This window comes from Corallococcus sp. CA054B (genome assembly GCF_003611625.1).
In the GTDB taxonomy this organism is placed as follows: domain Bacteria; phylum Myxococcota; class Myxococcia; order Myxococcales; family Myxococcaceae; genus Corallococcus; species Corallococcus coralloides.
Genome location: NZ_RAVY01000127.1, coordinates 1 through 19,354 on the forward strand (window position 1 = coordinate 1; position 19,354 = coordinate 19,354).

A 19,354-nucleotide genomic window follows, 5' to 3' on the forward strand; every position below is an offset into this window, starting at 1 on the left:
GGGCTGCTCAGGGGTCCCGCAGGGCGGGGATGCCGGAGGACACCTTGGCGAGCAGGGCGCGAAGCGTGTCCCGCTCATCCAGGCTCAAGGGAGCCATGAGCGCGGCGATGCGGCGGTAGTGGTCGGGCATCATGCCCAGGATGAACTCGCGGCCCTTCGAGGTGAGGTGCACGGAGTACATGCGCCCGTCCTCGGGGTGATCCACGCGGGAGATGAAGCCGTCCTTCTCCAGCGTGTCCAACAGGCCCGTGATGGTCGCGCGGCTGCAGCTCGCCAGCTCCGCGAGGTCCGCGGGACGCAGGCTCTCCCCCGCGTCCTCCGCCGCGAACAGCTGCACCAGCACGACGAAGCGTCCGTGGGACACGCCGTGTCGTGCGAAGTGCGCTTCGTAGGCTTCGGTCAGCTCATTGGAGAGACGCAGCATCGTCAGACACGTCTCGATGGCGCTGGGGTCGAGCGAAGGGAAGCGCTGAGCCAGCTGCTTCAGCCGCTCGTACCGGGGCACGAGCTTCATCGGCGTGGCGTTTCTAGGACGGGTAGGGATCAAGACGGGGCATCTAGTAAGGCCCCTAACGATTTGGCGCAAGATGATTCGTCGCCTGACTAAATCCGTGATTTCCCGGCCGGGGAATGGACCGTCTGGCTACTCGACGGCCTTCACGTCGGCGGCGGTGGGACGCGTCTCCAGGAGGAGCGAGGTGCGCAGCTCCGGGTGACGGTCCTGCATGGAGCGCACGGCGCGCAGGTCGAAGGACTGCACGTCCACCCTCCGCGCGAGCCCTGCTTCCTGGACGACCTGGGCGACCGCGTCGCCGTGGGCTGGAGCGATGTCTGTCTTCTCTGATGTCCGTTTGAGTTCCACATTGAAGCGCACACGGCGGGCGTTCCTGGCGCGGAGCGGGTCGCGGGCCTCATGGGCGGCGTCCGCCTGCTCCGCCGCGAAGGCGAACACCTGGCGCAAGGTGGGGACGGTGTAGGGATCCGGGAGTCCCACGCGGGCGGCGAACGCGACGGCTTCCGGGGAGAGGGCGCGGTCGTTCGTCTGGTCCGGTCGGTCTTTCAAGAGCCGGTCGCAGACGAAGGTGCCCTGGAGCTTCGCGACGGTGAGGGTCGCGATGGGGACGGGGGCGGGCAGCGGGCTTCCATCCGCGTGACGGCACTTCTTCGGGGACAGGTCCGGGTCATGGGAGAGCACGGGGATGCCGTCGGCGGTGAGGACGGTGTCCAGCTCCAGCGTGGTCATCTGGTGGTCGAGCGCGGACTCGAAGGCGGGCAGCGTGTTCTCCGGCCGCAGGTTCCGCGCGCCCCGGTGGCCCTGCGCATCGAAGCGCTTCGGGTCGATGAGCCCGTCCGCGTCCAGCAGGTCCCCCGGGGTGCCGTCGCCGCTGGCGTCGAAGTCGCGCACCGCCTGCATCAGGAGGTCCGGCCGGTCGCTGATGATGCCGTCCACGCCGCGCCGGAGCAGGGCCTGCATCGTGGGCAGGTCGTTCACGGTCCAGACGATGACCGGGTGGCCCGCGGCGCGGAGACGCTCCAGGTCGATGCCGCCTCCGGGTTGAAGCAGCGCCGCGCTTGGAGAGCACACAGGAGCGTGCGTCCGTGCGTGCGCACGCAGGGTGTCCATGAGGCGCAGCGTGGGGTCGTCCGCGGGCGTGCGGGAAGACGGACCGGTCCTCGTGCATGCGCAGGTGAGGAGCACCATGAGGACCTGAGGGATGAACGATGCCGTGCGCATGGGCTGCCTTCCTTCCGGGTGTCGGTTAGGAAGCTGAAACGATGGACGTGAAGGATGCCACCGTGCAGGCCGCGCTGCGTGAGGCTTGCGACGACGCGGGACTGCCCCAGTCCCTGCGGAGCTGCGTGTATCCGCTGCTGCGGGACCCGGAGGGCGACTGGGCTCCCTGCTGCGGCGGAGGCTGCATGCCGTGCTCGTCCACGCTGGCGGACGTGGCGCTGCGCACGCTGGAGCTGCTGGGCACGCCTCGACGCTCGCCGCTGCCTCCGGGGTGATCAGCGGTACTCGTGGTCCACCAGCACCTCCGCGCGCGGAAGCGACCAGTGCATCTGGACCATCCGCCACTCGGTGCCCCGGCGTTCGAAGGCGCAGGCCACGCGAATGCCCTCGAATGTGACGGGCTTGCCGCTCGCGACCAGGGCGATGTCCATCATGGGCACCGTGAGGCAGGCCATCGTGGAGGGCGGCGCGCCGCCGTGCCAGAGCTGCTCCGAGCGCAGCGTCACGCGGATGTCGCGCAGGCTCCCGAGCTGGGTGCGGAAGGAGTGCTCTACCTGCGCCCAGCCGACGAAGTGGAGGTTGGAGTGCGTGCCCACGACCACGATGTCGTCGTCGTGCCAGAACAGCTCGGACAGGGCCTCCAGGCTCCCGCGCTCGTAGGCCTCCACGAACGCGGTGAAGCGCCGGGAGAGCTCCGTCTTCCACTCATCCCGCGTCGCGGTCATCGTGCTCCCCTTCCCTTCCCGAGGTCAGCTGCTCCTGGATGAGCCGCGCCAGGTCCACCACATGGGGCTCCTCCATGATGGTGAAGTGGTTGCCTTGCACGTCGTGAATCTGGAACGACGCGGTCGTCAGCGCCGTCCACCAGGCCGCCGCGCGTGAATCCAGCACCGCGTCCCGCTCCGTGGCCCGCAGGTACACGAGCGGCACCGCGTGACGTCCCGGCGCGTATGCGGCGATGGCCTCGTTGGTGGCGAGCACCACGTCGCGCAGCCGCGTGTCGAGCTCCATCGCCGTCCTCAGGCCTTCCGCCGCGCGCGGGGAGATGTCCTGGAACGCGTCGATGAGCTGGAGCACGTCTCCCACGCTCCGGATGTTCAGCCTGCGCGAGTCGTCCACCGTCACCGTGTCGATCTGGATGACGCCCGCCACGGAGTGGCCCCGCTTCAACAGCTCGGCCGCCATCTCGTACGCGATGACGCCCCCTGAGGAATGGCCGCCCAGCCAGAAGGGGCCCTGGGGCTGGAAGGCCAGCAGCTCGTCCACGTACGCGCGCGCCATCGCCGGCACGTCGCGGTAGGGCACCTCGCCGGGCTCCAGCCCCGACGCGCGGAACGCGTGGACCGGCATGTCCGCGCCCAGCTGCTTCGCCAGCGGCAGGTACGTGTAGACGGTGCCCCCGATGGGCTGCACCAGGAAGAGCGGCGCCCGTCCGCGCCGTCCCTTCTGGAGCTCCACCCGGAGCGGAGCCGCCGTGGTGAGTGGCCTCCCCGTCCGCTCCAGCTCGTCCTGGACCGCGCGCACCCATTCCCCCAGCGTCGGGTGCTCCAGCACCGCGTGCAGGGACAGGCTGACCGACAGCCGCGTCTTGAGCTCGCGGTTGAGCTGCACGACCAGGAGCGACGTGCCGCCCAGCTCGAAGAAGTGGCTGTCCGGCGTCAGCGTGTCCACGCCGAGCAGCTCCTTCCAGAGGGCTTCCATGGAGGCACGGACCTCTTCACGGCTGAGCAGCCGGGGCGCGGTCGTGACTTCTGGCTTCGGCAGCCGGGGCGTCTTCTCCGCCAGGGAGTACCGCTTGCGCTCGAAGGGATACGTCGGCAGCACGACGCGTCTGCGCGGCCCGCTTCCGCGCACCGCGCTCCAGTCCACGGGGAGGCCCGCGGACCAGAGCTGTCCCACGGCATGGAGTAGGGCCTGTTCATCACCCTCGGGTGGATGACGCCGTCCCGTGGACAGCACAAGCCGCTCCCGCCCGGCCCGGGGGTTCAGCAGCGTCAACGTGGAGAGCGTCTGTCCCGGCCCCACCTCCACGAAGATCCGCTCGCGGTCCTCCAGCAGCAGCTCCAGCCCCTGGGAGAACCGGACCGTGTGCCGCAGGTGCCGGGCCCAGTACGTGCGGTCGTGCGCATCGTCCGCGGTCAGCCAGGTGCCCGTGACGTTGGAGAGGAGGGGAATCGCCGGGGACTTCGGGCGCATCGACCTGGACAGGTCCGTGAGCGGCTGCATCGCGGGCTCCACGAGCGCGGAGTGGAACCCGCTCGAGTTCGGCAGCCGCTTCGTCCTCACGCCCCGCTCCCGCAGCCGCGCGGCGAAGTCCTCCAACGCCTCCAGCGCCCCGGACACCACGCCCTGCCCGGGTCCGTTGACCGCGGCCAGGGACAACCCGGGTGGCAGCTCCTGCGTCAGCACGCCCTCCGACAGCGGCACGGCCAGCATGCCGGAAGGCGGCAGTGCGTCGCAGAGACGGCCGCGCAGCGCGACCAGCGCCACGGCCTGCTCCAGCGACAGGACACCGGAGAGACACGCAGCGGCGTATTCCCCCAGGCTGTGGCCCAGGAGGCTCGTCGGATGGATCCCCCAGGCGCCCAGCAGCCGCGACAGCGCGTACTCCGTCGTGAAGATGGCGGCCATTCCCAGCGAGGGTGCCCGCAGCGCTTCCTCCGCCTGTGCTCCGCGCTCGTCGGTGAGCAGCACGGCGCGAAGCTCGCGCTCCATCTCCGGGCCGAAGAGCGCGGCGCATGCATCGAAGGCCTCGCGATACGCCGGAGCGCGCCGGTACCACGCCGCGCCCATGCCCGCCTCCTGCGTGCCTGTCCCTGGGAACAGGAAGCACACTTCAGGAAGCGGGGACGCAGCGGGCTGAACAGGCCCGTCCCGCCGGAGCTTCGCGATGGCCTCCTCGGGTGTCTCGCACGCGATGGCACGCCGGTATCCGAACGCCGTCCGCCCTTCCTGCAACGTGTACGCGACGTCCGTCAGTGACTGCCCGGGGTGCCGCTCCAGATGCTCCGCGAGCCGCCGCGAGGCCGCGCTCAATGCCTCCCCGCTCCGCGCCGAGAGCACCAGCACCTCCACCGCCGGGCTCACGACGACCGCGGGCTCGGGGCGTGCTTCCTCCAGGACGACGTGCGCGTTCGTTCCTCCGATGCCAAACGAGCTGACTCCCGCGAGACGCGGGAAGCCTTCGGGCAGGGACCACGGCCGCCCTTCGCGACTCACGACGAAGGGCGAATGCTCCAGGCCCGCTTCCGGATGGGGCCGCTCGAAGTGAACGGTGCCCGGGAGGAAGCGGTGCTCCAAGGCCAGCGTCGTCTTGATCAACCCCGCCACTCCGGCCGCCGAGTCCAGGTGCCCCACGTTGCTCTTGAGCGCCCCCAGGACCACCGCGGGCTCCGACTCCTCACGCGCTCCGAAGGCGAGCCGCAGCGCCTGGACCTCCAGCGGGTCGCCCAGCGGCGTCGCCGTGCCGTGGGCCTCGACGTAGGTGATGTCGCGAGCGGCCACGCCCGCGTCGGCGTGTGCTCGCGTGATGACGTCGCGCTGGCCCTCCACGCTCGGGGCGGTGAAGCCGACCTTGGTGTCTCCATCGTTGTTGATGGCCGAGCCCCGGATGACGGCATGGATGCAGTCCCCATCCCGCAGCGCGTCCTCCAAGCGCTTGAGCACCACGATGCCCACGCCGCTGGAGGGCACCGTCCCCTGCCCCTTCGCGTCGAAGGGACGGCAGTGTCCATCCGGGGAGGTGATGCCACCTGCCTCATGGAGGTAGCCGGAGGGACCGGACGCGAAGAGGGAGATGCCTCCCGCCAGGGCCACGTCGGATTCGCCCGCTCGCAGGCTCTGACAGGCCAGGTGCACGGCCACCAGTGACGTGGAGCAGGCGGTCTGCACCGTGAGCGCGGGCCCATGCAGGCCCAGCTGATACGCCGTCGCCGTGGCGAGGAACTGCCACGGGTTGCCCAGGATGGACCGGTACGCCTCCGCGGCCACGGACAGAGAACGGAAGCGCGGCATCACCTGATCCAACCAGTAGCGCGGCACTCCCGAGCCCGCGAACAGGCCCGCCTTGCCGGGCAGCCGCTTCGGGTCGTAGCCCGCCGCTTCGAGCGCCTCCCAGGCGCACTCCAGGAACATGCGGAGCTGCGGATCCATCAGCCGCGCGTCCAGGGGGCTGTAGCCGAAGAAGGCGGCGTCGAAGGACTCCACGTCCTCCAGCAGCCCGGAGGCACGGACGTAGGAGGGGTCCTCCAGGAGCTGGGGATCCTCGCCCGCGGCGAGCAGCGTCTCCCGGCTGAAGCGGGACAAGCCCTCACGGCCCTCCACCAGCAGCGTCCACAGCGCTTCGACGCTGGGAGCCCCTGGGAACCGTCCCGCCGTGCCGATGATGGCGATGGGGTCCGAGGAGCGCACGGGGCTTCGCGCGGGCTCCGGCGTCACCGGTTGCACGGTGGAGCCCGCGTCCAGGTGCCTAGCGAGGGCTTCAATGGTCGGGAACTGGAACAGCGTGGCCATGCTCACGCGAATGCCCAGCTCCGAGGCCAGCGCGGACTGGACCCGCGTGAGCAGCAGCGAGTTCCCGCCCGCGTCGAAGAAGCCCTCCTGCCTGCCGACGCGCTCCACGCCGAGAATCCGGCACCAGATGCGCTCCAGCGCCTTCTCGCGCTCCGTGGACGCGGGAGCAGACCGGGCTTTGACGGAAGGCAAAGGCAGCGCGTGACGGTCGAGCTTTCCCGTGGGGCCCATCGGGAACGCCTCCAGCAGCACCCACTCCCGGGGAACCATGTGCGAGGGAAGTGTTTCGCCCAGCGACTCCCTGAACGCAGGCGTCACAGCGGCATCCCGAGGGATGACGTAGCCCACCAGGTGCCGCTCTCCCGCGATCAGCCGGGGTTCGACCACGGCGTCCCGGACATCCGGGTGCTTGCGCAGCGCGGCCTCGATCTCGCCCAGCTCGATGCGGAAGCCGCGCAGCTTGAGTTGGCGGTCGGACCGTCCGTGGAAGTCGATGCCGCCGTCCGGGCGATGACTGGCGATGTCTCCGCTCTTGTAGAGGCGCGCTCCCGGCTCCGCGCTGAAGGGATGCGGGATGAAGCGCTCCGCGTCGAGCTCGGGACGGTTCAAGTAGCCGTGCGCCAGTCCCTTGCCTCCGATGTAGAGCGCGCCGCGCACGCCCGTGGGGACGGGCGTCAGGGTTTCATCCAGCAGGTAGACCTCGTAGCCCGAGAGGGGTGTGCCGATGGAATACGGACCCTCGCCGGCCACGCACTCCGCGGCCGTCGTGAAGACCGTGGCTTCGGTGGGCCCGTAGACCTGGATGAACCGGCGGCCCGGAGCCCACGTGTCCACGAGCCGCGCGGGGAGCTCCTCTCCTCCAATCGCGAGCGTCTTCAGGTCAGGCAGAGCCCGCCACGGCATGGAGGCCAGTGCTGACGGCGTGAACATCGCGGTGTGGATGCGATGGGTCTCCAGGAAGTCCGCCAGCTCCTCACCGGCGGCCACGTCCTCCTGGGCCATGAGGTACAGCGTGGCGCCGGAGGAGAGCGTCGGGAAGATCTCCGCGACGGAGAAGTCGAAGCCGTACCGCGCGCACTGCGCCACGCGCTGTCCAGGTGCGAAGCCGAAGTCCCGAGCCACGGTCTCCGTCAGGTGCACCGCGCTCGCGTGGCCGATGCACACGCCCTTGGGCTGCCCCGTCGAACCGGAGGTGTAGATGACATACGCGAGGGCATCCCCGGTGACGGGGACCCGTGGCGTTCCCTCCGGACCGCCGCGCACCTGCTCCAGCGCGACCACCGGGACGCCCATACCGTCCATGAGCGCGAGCATCGCTCCCTGCGCGAGGATGAGCCGCAGCCCCGCGTCCCGCGCCGTGAACTCCAGCCGTGCCCTGGGATAGGCGGGGTCCAGCGGCACGTAGGCCGCGCCCGACTTCAGCGTCGCCAGCAGGGCGATGATCAACTCGAAGGAGCGCTGGACACAGACGCCCACGAAGTCTCCAGGCCGAACGCCCTGGGAGATGAGGTGATGGGCCAGCCGGTTCGCCTCCGCGTCCAGCGTCCGGTAGCTCATGGACCGGCCCTGGAAGAAGAGGGCCGGCGCATCCGGCGTGCGCTCCACCTGCGCTTCGAACGGGTGGTGCAGGCAGCAGTCCGCGTGCGACACGTCCTTCACGGGGCCATGAGCCCAGGCGAGCACCTGTGACTGCTCCGCCTCCGACAGCAGCGGCAACGCCGCGACCCGTTGCTCCGGGGCCTGTGCGGCCTCGCGCAGCAGCGTCACGAAGTGCTGGCCCAGTTGGTGGATCAGCCAGGGCTCGAAGACGTCCAGCGCGTACTCCCACCGCACGGACATGCCGTCAGGCCGCTCGTCCAGCTCGATGGAGAGGTCGAGCTTCGACGTCCCTGTATCGACGCCGTGGGGCTCCACCCGCCAGTCCGACGCCGGCACCGCGATGCGCGGCTCCAGCGTGCACGACACCTGGAACAACGGGTTGGCGCCAGGGACGCGCGCCGGGTTCACCGCCTCCACGATGCGCACGAGCGGCGCGTCCTGATGTTCGAGTGCATCCAGGCAGACGCGGCGCACCTGCGCCAGCAGCCCCCGAACGGTCTGCCCTTCGGAGAAGCGCAGCCGCAGCGGCAGCAGGTTCACGAAGTGTCCGGAGATGGCCTGCGACTCCTCGCGGTTCCGTCCGGAGAAGGCACCTCCGACGACGAGGTCCTCCGCCCCGGAGTAGCGATGCAGCAGCACACCGAACACGGACAGCAGCGTCATGAAGAGCGAAGCGCCCTCTCCACGCCCCAGCGCCTTCACGGACTCCAGGAGGTCCCCAGGGATTCGCACGACGTGCCTGGCCCCGCGGAAGCTCGGGACCTGGGGGCGGAGATGCTGCGTGGGCAGCTCCAGGTGCGGAGCTCCCGCGAGCGTCTGCTTCCACCAGTCCAGGTGCGGCGCGATGGCCTCCTGGTAGCGGGCTCCCTGTTGCCAGACAGCGGCGTCGCCGTACTGGAGCGGCAGTGGCGGCAGTGAAGGGGCCTCCGCCAGATAGAACCGGTGCAGCTCTTGAAGGAACGCCGCCATCGTGAAGCCATCCACGATGAGGTGGTGCATCACCAGGGCGAGGCGGCTCTCCGCCTTGCTCAACCGCATCCACGTCGCACGCAACAGCGGCCCGTGCTCCAGGTCGAAGGGCTCACGCGCCTCCTGGGTGGCCACCTGCAACGCCTTCGCGCTCCGCAGGCCTCCGGGCACAGCGTGCAGGTCCACGCGGCGCAGGTGGAACGGCATGTCCGGATGCACGCGTTGGAACGGACCGTCCTGCGTGGCCCCGAAGGTCGTCCGCAGCACTTCATGCCGGGCGATGAGTGAACGGAACGCACGCTCCAGCGCGTCGGGCTGGAGGTCACCGGGCAGATGCAGCGTGAAGGGCTCGTTGTAGACGGCGCTCCGGGGCGCCAGCTGCTCCAGGAGCCACAGCTGCCGCTGGGAATCCGACAGGGGCAGGGGCCGAGTCCGGTCCACCGGGACGATGGGTGGCACGTCGAGGCTTCGACCCGTTCCCCGTGCCGCTTCCACCCACCGCGCCAGCTCCGCGATGTTCGGACTGTCGAAGAGCGTCCGCACGGGCAGGCGGACCGACACCGCCTGCTCCAGCCGTTCAATGAAACGGATCGCGAGCAGCGAGTCCCCGCCAGACTCCATGAAGCGGTCCTGCGTGCCGGCCTGCTGCGTCCCCAGGACCTCCGACCAGACGCGCGCGATCTCCTGCTCCAGCCGCGTGCGCGGCGTCTCCCCTTCCCCTGAACCAAAGCGCGGCGATGGAAGCCGCGAAGGGTCCACCTTGCCGCTGGAGTTGAGCGGCATGTGCTCCAGCGCCATGACCGCATGGGGGAGCATGAAGTCCGGCAGCTTCGAGCCCAGATACGCGCGCAGCTCCGCGTCCTCCACCCCGCCCGGTGAGACATACGCGACGAGCCGCTTGTCACCCGGGGAGACCTCGTGCACGCGGACCACGGCGTCACCGACTCGCGGGTGGGTGCGCAGGACGCTCTCGATCTCCGCCAGCTCCACCCGCGCGCCGCGAATCTTCACCTGGTGGTCCACCCGCCCCAGGAACTCCAGGTTGCCGTCCTGGAGCCACCGCGCCCGGTCTCCCGTCCGGTACATCCGCGCCCCGGACACGCCGCTGAACGGATCCGGGAGGAACCGCTCGGCAGTGAGGACGGGCCGGTTCAGGTAGCCCCGCGCGAGCCCCTCTCCGCCCAGGTACAGCTCCCCCACTTCGCCCACGGACAGCGGCTTCCCCGCGTCGTCCAGGACATGCAGCTGGAGCCGCGCGAGCGGCCTGCCGATGGGGATGGCTACTCCCGGCTCCGGAGGAACGAGGAGCTCATACGCCGTCGCGGAGGTGGTGCACTCCGTGGGTCCATAGCTGTTGAGCAGCCGCTGGGGCTTTCCCCGCGCCATGACCCGCGCCACCCACTTGGGGTCCAGCACGTCACCGCCCACCATCAGGACGCGGAGCCCTCCGAATGCGTCCGGGATGGCCGCGGCCAGTTGATGGAACAGCGACGTGCTCAGCACCGCGGCGGAGATGGCATCCCGCTGGAGCTTTTCTGCGAGGAGCGGAGGCGACAGCAGCGTCTCCCGTGAAACCAGACACAGCGTCGCGCCGTTCAGCAGCGCGCCCCAGACCTCCAACGTCGAGGCATCGAAGGCATACGACGCGGCCTGGAGGACGCGGTCCTCGCGCCGGAAGCCCATGAAGCCCGCGTCCAGCACCAGCCGCGCCACGCCCCGGTGCGGGATGCACACCCCCTTGGGCCTCCCCGTGGAGCCAGACGTGTAGAGCACATACGCCAGCGAGTCCGGCCCCGCCCCGCCCTTCACGTTCACGGCCTCCTGTTCATCCGGAGCGGGAGGCTCGACGACGTGCCCCTGGAAGCGCAGCCCCTGGACCGCCTCACGCCGCCCGACGAGGACCCGCATCCCGGAGTCCTCCATCATCGCGGCGAGCCGCTCCGGAGGATGACCCGGGTCCAGAGGGAGATAGGCGCCTCCTGCCTTCAGGATGCCCAGCAATCCCACCACCGTTTCCGGTGTGCGGTCGGCGAGGATGCCCACGGGCTGGTCGGGCCCCACACCGAGCGCCTGGAGCCGTCGCGCCAGCCGGTTCGCGCGCCGGTTGAGCGTGTCATAGCGGAGCACACCTCCCTCGAAGTGCAGCGCTATGGCGTCGGGTGTGGTTCGTGCGTGCGCTTCAAAAAGCGTGGCGATGTCCAACCGCGGGTGCGCGGAGAAGGAATTCATGATGAGTCATTGCCCCCCACCTTCTCAACGCACTGCCCCGGGAACCTTCGCCGTGGACCCCGCATGCCGTACGCTAGTGCACACCCATGAATCCCATCGTCCACGCCGAAGTGTCCTGGCTCCTGGCGCAAGGCCTGCGCGAACGGCGTGACCGCATCCTGGTCACCTGCGCGGGGCTCGCGCCGGATTTGGATGGTTTGTCATTGCTGGCGGGTGAAGAGTTTTATTCGCGTTATCACCACGTGATTTTCCATGGCTACGTGGGAGCGCTCGTCACGATGGCGGTGTGTACGGCGCTGGCGCGGCAAAGGGCAGCCGTGGCCCTGCTGTCGGTGGCTGCCTTCCACGGGCATCTGCTGTGCGACCTCGCTGGCAGCGGGCCGGGCTGGCCCATCCACTACCTGTGGCCGCAGAGCATGGAGCCGTGGTCGTGGTCCGGGCAGTGGAACCTGGCCTCCTGGCAGAACACGCTCATTGGACTGGCCGCGACGCTGGCGTGCCTGGCGTGCGCCCTGCCCTTCCGGCGGACCGCGCTGGAGCTGCTGTCCCCGCGCTGGGACGCGGAGGTGGTCCGGACCGTGCGGCGGCGCTTTTCCAGACAGGCTGATTCGCAAGCCCATTGAGCTGAAACCAGACGCGGTCCCAGAATGCAGTCATGGTCCTGATGGGTCTGGGAATGCTGCTCGCGGGGGTGCTGGGCGTGGCCGTGGAGGTGGAGGACACCACGGTCACCGTCTACAAGGACCGGACGCTCGTGGAGCGGACCACCACCGTGAACCTGGCTGGCACGGAGCGCGTCGTGTGGCCGCTGTTGCTCGGCGACGTAGAGCCTACGGATGTTCGAGTCGAGGCAGAGGGCGCCGAGGTGCAACGCTTCGAAGTGCGTCCCACCTACGTCCCCGCCTTCACCGCCGAGCAGGCCCGCGCGGCCATGGATGCCGTGGCCCCTCCCGAGCCCCCAGGCAAGGAGCGGGCGTACGATGCCAAGAGGGAGGATGCGAGAGTCGCGCTCACCGTCCTCGCCTCGAAGCCTTCACCACCGGCGCTGGAGGTGACAGCCACCCTGAGGGGCGAAGGGGCCGTGAAGGTGGTGCTCCGCCATTTCCTGCCCAAGGCCTCCGTGCACTACCGGGTGGCGCTGGCCGTGCAGGACCCGCCATCCCAGGTGGATGCAACATTCCAGGGGCAGATCCTCCAGAGCACGGGCACGGACTGGAAGGATGCGCTCATCCAGTTCGACGTGCCCCAGGGCGCGCCCTCCTTCGAGTCCCTCCGTCCCCTGCCGGTGGTGCTTGAGCAGCCTGACGCGCTGGAGGAGGAAGCCCTCCTGCGGCGCCAGATGTTCGAGCGCGGGGGGTGGTCCACCCTCCCGGTTTGGAGCGCGAAGGCCCTGCAACAGCGGGAGGCCCCCGTGAGCCTCAGCGGCAGGGTCGTGGACGTGAACACAGGCGCCCCCCTGAAGGACACGGTGGTGAGCGTCCTCACCAGCCGTCTCCAGACAGAGGAGGTATTTGCCTTCACGGACGTGCGCGGCGAGTACCACCTCTCCAACCTCCCCCCCGCCCCCGCGGGCTACCGGTTGCGATTCGGGCGCGAGGGCGCCAGCGTGCAATTGCACGAGGCCGTCGCCGCTCCCGCCGGCGCGACCATGCGCTTCGATGAACAGCTCTGGACGGGCGCCGGGCCGAACCCGGAGCCGTCGTCACCTCTGACGTACGGGTGTTACATCGGGAGCGCACCGCGGGAGCTCGCGTATATCGATTTCATGGTCGCCGGGGTGGGACCGCCTGAGCGCCTGCCGATTCCTCCCCCTCGGGATTTCGCGCGAGCGGAGGACACGTCCCAGAAGGATCCGATGACTCCAGCCTGGCGCCTCGTCGCGCCCGGGCGACACACCCTGCGGGATGGGACCTCGCCGCGCGTGCCCCTCATCACCGAGCACTGGCCCATGACGCTCCACCGACAGGTCTTCCCCGCGCAGGACCCGTCCACCTACCTCATCGCGGAGGTGAGACCTTCCTCGCTGGGAGAGCTCTTCATGTACCGCTACGTCCACCCGCTCGTGGACGGCAAGCCGCGCACGCTGCTGAAGCTGACACCGCTGCGGATGGACAACACCTTCACCCTCCCGCTGGGCACCGACCCGAAGGTCCAGGCCGTGCGGACCGTGCAACGCGCCTCCGTGGAATGGAATGCGCGCGAGGTCCACGACGTCACCCTGCGGGTGCCCAATCCGTATCCCGTGCCCATGAGCGTGCGTGTGCTGGACACCTGGCCTCGAGGAAGCCGGCTCGTCCGCGCCACGCCCGGTGCCCAGCGGGATGACGCCACGGGAGGTCTGACGTGGGACCTGAAGGTGCCACCGGCCAGCACGGGCACCGTGTCCTTCCGCTACTCGCGCTGACGCGCGCTACGGCGTGGCGGCGGGCCCCACCAGCGTCACCTCGAAGAGGTCGGGCCACAGCTTGCCGGTGAGGAACAGGCGGCCGGTGCCGGGCTCCAGCGCGATGCCGTTGAGCACCGCCTCGTAGCTGCGCACCCGGCCGCTCACCGCTCGCGCCAGCACCGACGCGTCGATGACCGCCAGCACGCGGCCCGTGGCGTAATCAATCTTCAGGATGTTGTTGGAATGCCAGACGTTGGCGTAGACGCCGTCCTCCGCGCACTCCAGTTCGTTGAGCAGCTCCTGCGGCGTGCCCTCCAACGTCACCTTCACCTGGGACTTCACGCTGAAGTCCTTCGGGTCGTGGAAGCGCAGCGTGGACGTGCCGTCGCTGCGCACCAGCTGGCCCCGCCAGTAGCACAGGCCCCAGCCCTCGCCCTCGTACTCCACCTGCTTCTCCTGCGCGGGCGGCGCGCCGTTCCACACGAAGAGCGTCTCGTCCTGCCAGGTGAGCTGGTACAGCCGCTGCCCGTCGCTCGCGAGCCCCTCCGGGAACACTTCCGGCAGGGGCTGCTTCCACAGCGGCTCCGCCTGCTCCAGCGAGATGCGGCGCAGGTCGCCCTTCTCACCGGTGCTCTCGTAGAGCTGGCCCTGGTGGAACTGGAGCCCCTGCGTGAAGGCCGTGGGGTCGTGCGGGTAGGTGTGGACGATGTTCGCCACCAGCCGCTGGGGCCTGGCCTCCGGAGTGCCCGCGTCCGGCGTCTGGCGCTGCGTGGGCGCGCATGCCACGCACAGGAGCGACAACGGCAGGGACCAGGGGAGGCGGCGCATGGGCTTCCTTGCGACAGACATTGCCGCGACACCTTAGCGCGCCATCACCCGGGGCGGCGTCACTCGCGCGTCACCGCGAGGGCCACCTCCACCGCGCCGCGCAGCTCGTCCATGTCGAATGGCTTGTTGAGCACACAAGCAGCCCCCAGGCGCAGGGCCTCGCGGTGCAGCTGCACGTCGCCAAAGGCGGTGATGAGGATGACCGGCGTGTTCCACTGCTCGCGCCGCAGCCGGGCGAGCACCTCCAGGCCCGTGAAGCCCGGCATGCGCACGTCCGTGATGATGAGGTCGGGCGCGCGCGACTCCTCCGCCTTCAGCCCTTCGATGAGGACGCGCACCAGGCCCGGCCCGTCCGACGCCTCCACCACGTCATAACCGCGCCGCACCAGCATCTTGCGGATGAGGGTGCGCATCTCCGTCTGATCATCCGCGACCAGGATGCGCGGCGGTCTCGCGGGCTCCGAGTGAGGGTCTTCCCAGGCCGCGCCGCGCGCGACTCCTTCTGACTGCTCGTACACCATGGGCGTGAACTCCTGGAGGGATTGGGGACCTTTCGCTCCGTGAGCATCCGCCGTGCCATGTCCGGCGAAAGCCGCGGCGGCGGGGCGTGGGGCACGCTGCCCCCGGGCGAAATGCCCCGGTTGGGGCACTTTGCCCCGCGTCCTGGGGCCTTCCGGGGCCGGGCTCCCCTCTGAAGAGGGCTTTGGAGGGGTTGGCCCACGGACTGCAATGAAGTTCCGGCGTCGGACCGGATGCGGGGCTTCCTCCAAGAGCTCCCTTCAGGCAGCTGGGCCACCGGTGGCTCCCGGTGTCGCTGGTGGAACGGGACCGCTGCCTCCTTCCCAGGGTGCCCACCGCATCCGGTTCGACTCTTTCTTTCCCTTTCCGTCCGGAAGATCCGCTTCCGGCCGCCACACCCAAGGAGAACGCACGATGGTCCGCACGCTTCCGTCCCGCCGCCACCTTGCCCGGGCGCTCACGCTGATGCCCCTGGTCGCCCTGGGGGCCTGCAAGCCGGCCGTGGACGTGGCGCCCCCTGCCCGCCCCACGCTGTCGCTGAAGACCGCCACCACGCCCTCGGGCGCGAAGGTGGAGCCGGCGGTCTATTCGCCCACGCCCGGGTCGCCCGGCGCGCTCATGTCGCTGGCGCCGCTCGTGGATACGGTGAAGGGCGCGGTGGTGAACGTGGAGGTGCAGGCCCGCGCCCGCCCCGCGATGGGCGGGATGATGCAGGGCCTGCCCCCCGGACTGGCCGAGCGCTTCGGCATGCAGGGCGGACAGAACCCCTTTGGAGGGGGCGGTGCGCCCTCGAAGCAGGGGGTGGGGTCGGGCTTCATCATCGACCCGTCGGGCCTGGTGCTCACGAACAACCACGTGGTGGAGGGCGCGGACACCGTCCGGGTGAAGATGGAGGACGGGCGCGCGTTCGAGGCGGAGGTGCTGGGCCGCGACGCGCTCACGGACGTGGCGCTCATCCAGTTGAAGGGCGTGTCCGGGAACCTGCCGTTCGTGAAGCTGGGGGACTCGGATGGCCTGCGCGTGGGCGACCCGGTGATGGCCATTGGCAATCCATTCGGGCTCGCGTCGAGCGTGAGCGCGGGCATCCTGTCCGCCCGGGCGCGCGACATCCACGCGGGTCCGTATGACGACTTCCTGCAGACGGACGCGGCCATCAACCCGGGCAACTCCGGCGGCCCCCTCTTCAACATGAAGGGCGAGGTGGTGGGCATGAACACGGCCATCATCGGCGGCGCGACGGGCATTGGCTTCGCGGTGCCGGCGAACCTCATCCAGGCGCTGTTGCCTCAGCTCCAGGAGACGGGCGTGGTGCGCCGGGGCTGGGTGGGCCTGGCGGTGCAGGACCTCACGCCGGAGCTGGCGCGCGCGCTGCGCGTGGAGACGGCGAAGGGCGCGGTGGTGGCCGGCGTCAGCGCGGGCGGCCCCGGCGCGAAGGCGGGCCTGCAAGAGGAGGACATCATCACGTCCGTGGGCGAGCGCGCGGTGGACTCCGCCGGGTCGCTGACGCGCGCGGTGGCGCTGCTCAAGCCGGGCAGCGAGGTGAAGGTGAGCCTGGTGCGCGGCGGCAAGGCGATGGAGGTGCCGGTGAAGCTGGGCACCCGGCCCACGCAGCGGGGTGAGGAGGAGATGACGCCCCGGGATCCGACGCCCGCGCCCCTGTCGAAGCGGCTGGGCCTGCGGCTGTCGGAGGCGCAGGACGGCAGCGGCGGCGCGCAGGTGGTGGCGGTGGAGTCCGGCAGTCCCGCGGAGCGCGCGGGATTGGCGCCTGGGATGGTGCTGACGCAGGTGGGTGACCAGAAGGTGTCCGGCGTCGCGGAGGCGGCGCAGGCGCTGACGTCCGCGGAGCCTGGGGCCGCGCTGCTGTTGCGTGCGCGGGTGCTGGGGCAGGACGGGTCGCTCTTGCGCGCGCTCGAGGTGCCGCAGCGGTAGAGCCGGGATTGTGGAGGGCGCGCTCCGCCGGCCGGGGTGGAGCGCGCCGTTTTTCTTTCAGCGGGGCTTGATGAGCCCGGCCCGGGTGAGCAGCTCGCGCACGCGCCGGGCCAGCGCCACGTGTTCCGGGTTCGCCACGGTGAAGCGTTCCGGGGTCAGGACGATGAGCGTGCCCTTGTCCTCCACGGGTTCGATGCGCACGGGCGCGGGCAGTGGGGGCACGGTGCCTCGCTGCTTGGAGAAGTAGGTCACCCAGCCGACCCGGGCGGTGGTCCTGTTGTCTGGATCATCCAGCTCCCGATGGTGCTCGGACATGGCCGTGATCCAGTCTGGCTCCCAGGCGGCCACCATTCCGCGCATCACGGCCTCCAGCACGGAGGGGGTCAACACCCGCTCCGCGGTCGGTCCGTCGAATGGGAGGGACAAGAGGCAGTTGTTGGGACTGGGGTCGTCGAAGGCTCCGCATTTGATGCTCAGGCTTGCGTCATCGGACGCGGCACCTCCGTTGAGGAAGACAACGCGGAGGCCCAGTTCCTCGATAACGGGTCCTCGGCCCTCACGGTTGACGCCCCGCCGGAACAAGTCCGTGAGCACTGACATGTCGGGCGGCATCAAAGACAGCTTCTGCGTGCCCTTACGGGAACGGATGGACTTGTACCAGTGGGCCAGGAGCGGATCGCATGCGGCCAGGAGCTCCAGGAAGACCGCCGCACGACGCGCGCACGCTTCTGGCGACTCCCGACGTGCCCCCCAGTAGGCACCGACGAAGAAGCTGTCCGGGTAGGCGTGGCGATTGGACTCTGTGGTCAAGGGATCCCCTGCTCAACGTGCCGGAGTGTGAATGACTTCAATCCCGTCGATACCATCGCGCTTGAGCAGTCTCCGAATGGCATCTGCCGCTTTCTTCTCCGCGACATGCCACTCAATGCGGACTCCCAGGTTCCGCGTCTTTCTCCACTGCCGCTCTGCTTGTTCCCGGAGCTGCCTGGCCCCCGTTTCCCTGAACCAGACCTTTGGCTCCAGGCTTTCCTGGAACTTGTTCGCGTAGCCCGGGCCCTTGGCCTCCCGTAGCACTCCGTCCCGGAAGCCGTCGAACTTCACGCCGCCACTTTTCCTTCCCACTCCGCCGACCCAGTAGGCCTCGTCCGCTGTGTGTCCGGAGATCTGCTCCTGGTAGCGACGGGCCCGCGCGGACATCGACTCCTCGGCGGGCCCCCACTGTCCTGGTTCGGCTGGAGCCGGTGTCGCGTTGGCCTTCTGGAGGACGATGGCGGCCCCAGGTCCTCCGCTCAGCACCGCCGCTGCGCGCCCCACGGGCACCGCGACGCGCTCGACACTGAGCAGTCCCTCCGCGGACACCGCGAGCACGGGCACCGTGGCCTCCACGCCCGCCGCCGCTCGGGTCACCGCGCGCGTCGTTGCCGAGGCCGTACCCCACAGCGTGATGACGTTCGTGGTCAGCCGCGCTGCTTCGCGGATCTGCTCGCCCTCCGTCATGTACCGGAAGCGCTCCCAGTACGCGGGCGATGACGCGATGAGCGCCGCCACACCCTGCGGGAGATGGCGCAGGCTGGCGAAGCTGTCCGTGGGATGGGACAGCAGCTGTCCCATGCCGTGGTACAGCTCCACGAACGCGTCCTCCGCTCCATCCAACGAACGGCCAATGACGTCCGCGTCGTCGTACACCTCCGCGAGCGGGCGCCAATCCGCCGCACGCAGCTGCGCATCGACTTGGCGGAAGACGCCGCCCTTGCCGCTGTAGAAGCGCCCCAACTCGAAGTTGCCCGCGCGGAAGGCCCCGTCCTTCCACTGCACGGTCCCCACCTTCTGCTGCGTGCGCCCATCGGGCGCCCAGGCCAGGTACCCGTCCGGACGCAGCACCGCCACCTGCTCCCGGATGAACCGCTCCACCCGGCTCGCCAGCTCCTCGCGCGACACCGCGCCGCCCTCCAGCACCTCGCGCAGCACGAAGCCCGCCGCCATGCGAGGCGGATACGTGCCCAACGTCACCGGCCTCTCCATCAGCCGGTTCAGCACCTCCGCCGCGTCCTCGGGCGTGAAGGGATTGCGGCGGACCGGCGGCTCCTCCAGTCCGGCGCGCAGCAGGAGCTTCTCGAACGCGTCCACCTCCAGCAGGCCCAGCTCCACCGCCTGCCGCGTCCGCTCCTCCGCGCTCCCGCTGAGCACCGTGCCCGGAGGCAGGCGCACCGGCTCCGCATCTCCCACCGTGCCGCCCGCGCCTGTGGAAGCCGAGTCCCCATGCAGCGGTGCCGGCGAGGCGCTGTGGTAGCGCGCGTAGCCGTGCAGCCCCACCGGCAACGAACGGGCACGTCCTCCCACGCAGCCCACCAGCCCCGCGATGAGCAGCAGGCACAGCCACTCGCGCCGTGGCGACTGAATCCCTTTCATGCCTGTTCCTCCTGGTGAACAGGGTTAGCAGGGAGTCCTGACATCCTTGCGCGTTGCGGTGCGGAATGACGCAGCCGGTGCCCGGTCGACCCGCTGAGCCGTTGGCTGCCCCGGATGTCCGATGTCGCGCGGTTCACAGGGCGTGACGCCTGGAAGCCCTCCGGGCTTGGGAGGACTTCTGACGAGTGCTTCACGCGTCCGTTGAATGGCCGACCGCGGGGCTTCGGAAATCACGGCGG

12 protein-coding genes are annotated in these 19,354 nt (G+C 69.9%); 4 read left to right on the forward strand and 8 right to left on the reverse strand.

Annotation, left to right across the window (positions count from 1 at the left end; translation table 11 throughout):
* Positions 1 to 7: 7 nt before the first annotated feature.
* Positions 8 to 514, reverse strand: a complete 507-nt coding sequence (locus D7V80_RS26775) for a MarR family winged helix-turn-helix transcriptional regulator (protein WP_120590856.1) — start codon at positions 512 to 514, stop codon at positions 8 to 10.
* Positions 515 to 643: 129 nt separating this feature from the next.
* Positions 644 to 1,735, reverse strand: coding sequence for a glycerophosphodiester phosphodiesterase family protein (locus D7V80_RS26780; RefSeq protein ID WP_120590857.1), 1,092 nt, complete (start codon positions 1,733 to 1,735; stop codon positions 644 to 646).
* A gap of 41 nt (positions 1,736 to 1,776) precedes the next feature.
* On the opposite strand from D7V80_RS26780, the gene D7V80_RS26785 reads away from it, so the two are divergent.
* Positions 1,777 to 2,010 (forward strand): hypothetical protein, encoded by a 234-nt coding sequence (locus D7V80_RS26785; RefSeq protein WP_014393744.1) that lies wholly within the window; start codon positions 1,777 to 1,779, stop codon positions 2,008 to 2,010.
* Here the strand turns inward: D7V80_RS26785 and D7V80_RS26790 are convergent, their stop codons facing one another.
* Positions 2,011 to 2,460 carry a nuclear transport factor 2 family protein gene (locus D7V80_RS26790; protein ID WP_120590858.1) on the reverse strand — a complete coding sequence of 150 codons (450 nt, stop codon included), beginning with the start codon at positions 2,458 to 2,460 and terminating at the stop codon, positions 2,011 to 2,013.
* Entirely contained in the window at positions 2,441 to 11,044 is an 8,604-nt protein-coding gene (locus tag D7V80_RS26795) for a non-ribosomal peptide synthetase/type I polyketide synthase (RefSeq protein ID WP_120590859.1), read from the reverse strand. The genes D7V80_RS26790 and D7V80_RS26795 overlap by 20 nt, the downstream gene beginning before the upstream one ends.
* 86 nt (positions 11,045 to 11,130) lie before the next feature.
* Here D7V80_RS26795 and D7V80_RS26800 point away from each other — a divergent pair, with 86 nt between their 5' ends.
* Both D7V80_RS26800 and D7V80_RS26805 read left to right on the forward strand, forming a co-directional pair.
* Positions 11,131 to 11,667, forward strand: a complete 537-nt coding sequence (locus tag D7V80_RS26800; RefSeq protein ID WP_120590860.1) for a metal-dependent hydrolase — start codon at positions 11,131 to 11,133, stop codon at positions 11,665 to 11,667.
* Positions 11,668 to 11,699: 32 nt separating this feature from the next.
* A complete protein-coding gene (locus D7V80_RS26805; RefSeq protein ID WP_120590861.1) occupies positions 11,700 to 13,448 on the forward strand; it encodes a carboxypeptidase regulatory-like domain-containing protein in 1,749 nt (582 codons plus the stop codon).
* Between the two features lie 6 nt (positions 13,449 to 13,454).
* On the opposite strand, the gene D7V80_RS26810 is transcribed toward D7V80_RS26805, so the two are convergent.
* Positions 13,455 to 14,258, reverse strand: coding sequence for a glutaminyl-peptide cyclotransferase (locus tag D7V80_RS26810; RefSeq protein WP_120590862.1), 804 nt, complete (start codon positions 14,256 to 14,258; stop codon positions 13,455 to 13,457).
* A gap of 59 nt (positions 14,259 to 14,317) precedes the next feature.
* Positions 14,318 to 14,779 carry a response regulator gene (locus D7V80_RS26815; protein ID WP_120590863.1) on the reverse strand — a complete coding sequence of 154 codons (462 nt, stop codon included), beginning with the start codon at positions 14,777 to 14,779 and terminating at the stop codon, positions 14,318 to 14,320.
* Between the two features lie 412 nt (positions 14,780 to 15,191).
* Between D7V80_RS26815 and D7V80_RS26820 the strand changes: the two genes are divergently transcribed.
* A complete protein-coding gene (locus D7V80_RS26820; protein ID WP_120590864.1) occupies positions 15,192 to 16,706 on the forward strand; it encodes a Do family serine endopeptidase in 1,515 nt (504 codons plus the stop codon).
* Between the two features lie 57 nt (positions 16,707 to 16,763).
* Here the strand turns inward: D7V80_RS26820 and D7V80_RS26825 are convergent, their stop codons facing one another.
* A complete protein-coding gene (locus D7V80_RS26825) occupies positions 16,764 to 17,516 on the reverse strand; it encodes an immunity 52 family protein (RefSeq protein ID WP_120590865.1) in 753 nt (250 codons plus the stop codon).
* Positions 17,517 to 17,528: 12 nt separating this feature from the next.
* Positions 17,529 to 19,115, reverse strand: coding sequence for a Tox-REase-5 domain-containing protein (locus tag D7V80_RS43710; RefSeq protein WP_120590866.1), 1,587 nt, complete (start codon positions 19,113 to 19,115; stop codon positions 17,529 to 17,531).
* Positions 19,116 to 19,354: the final 239 nt, after the last annotated feature.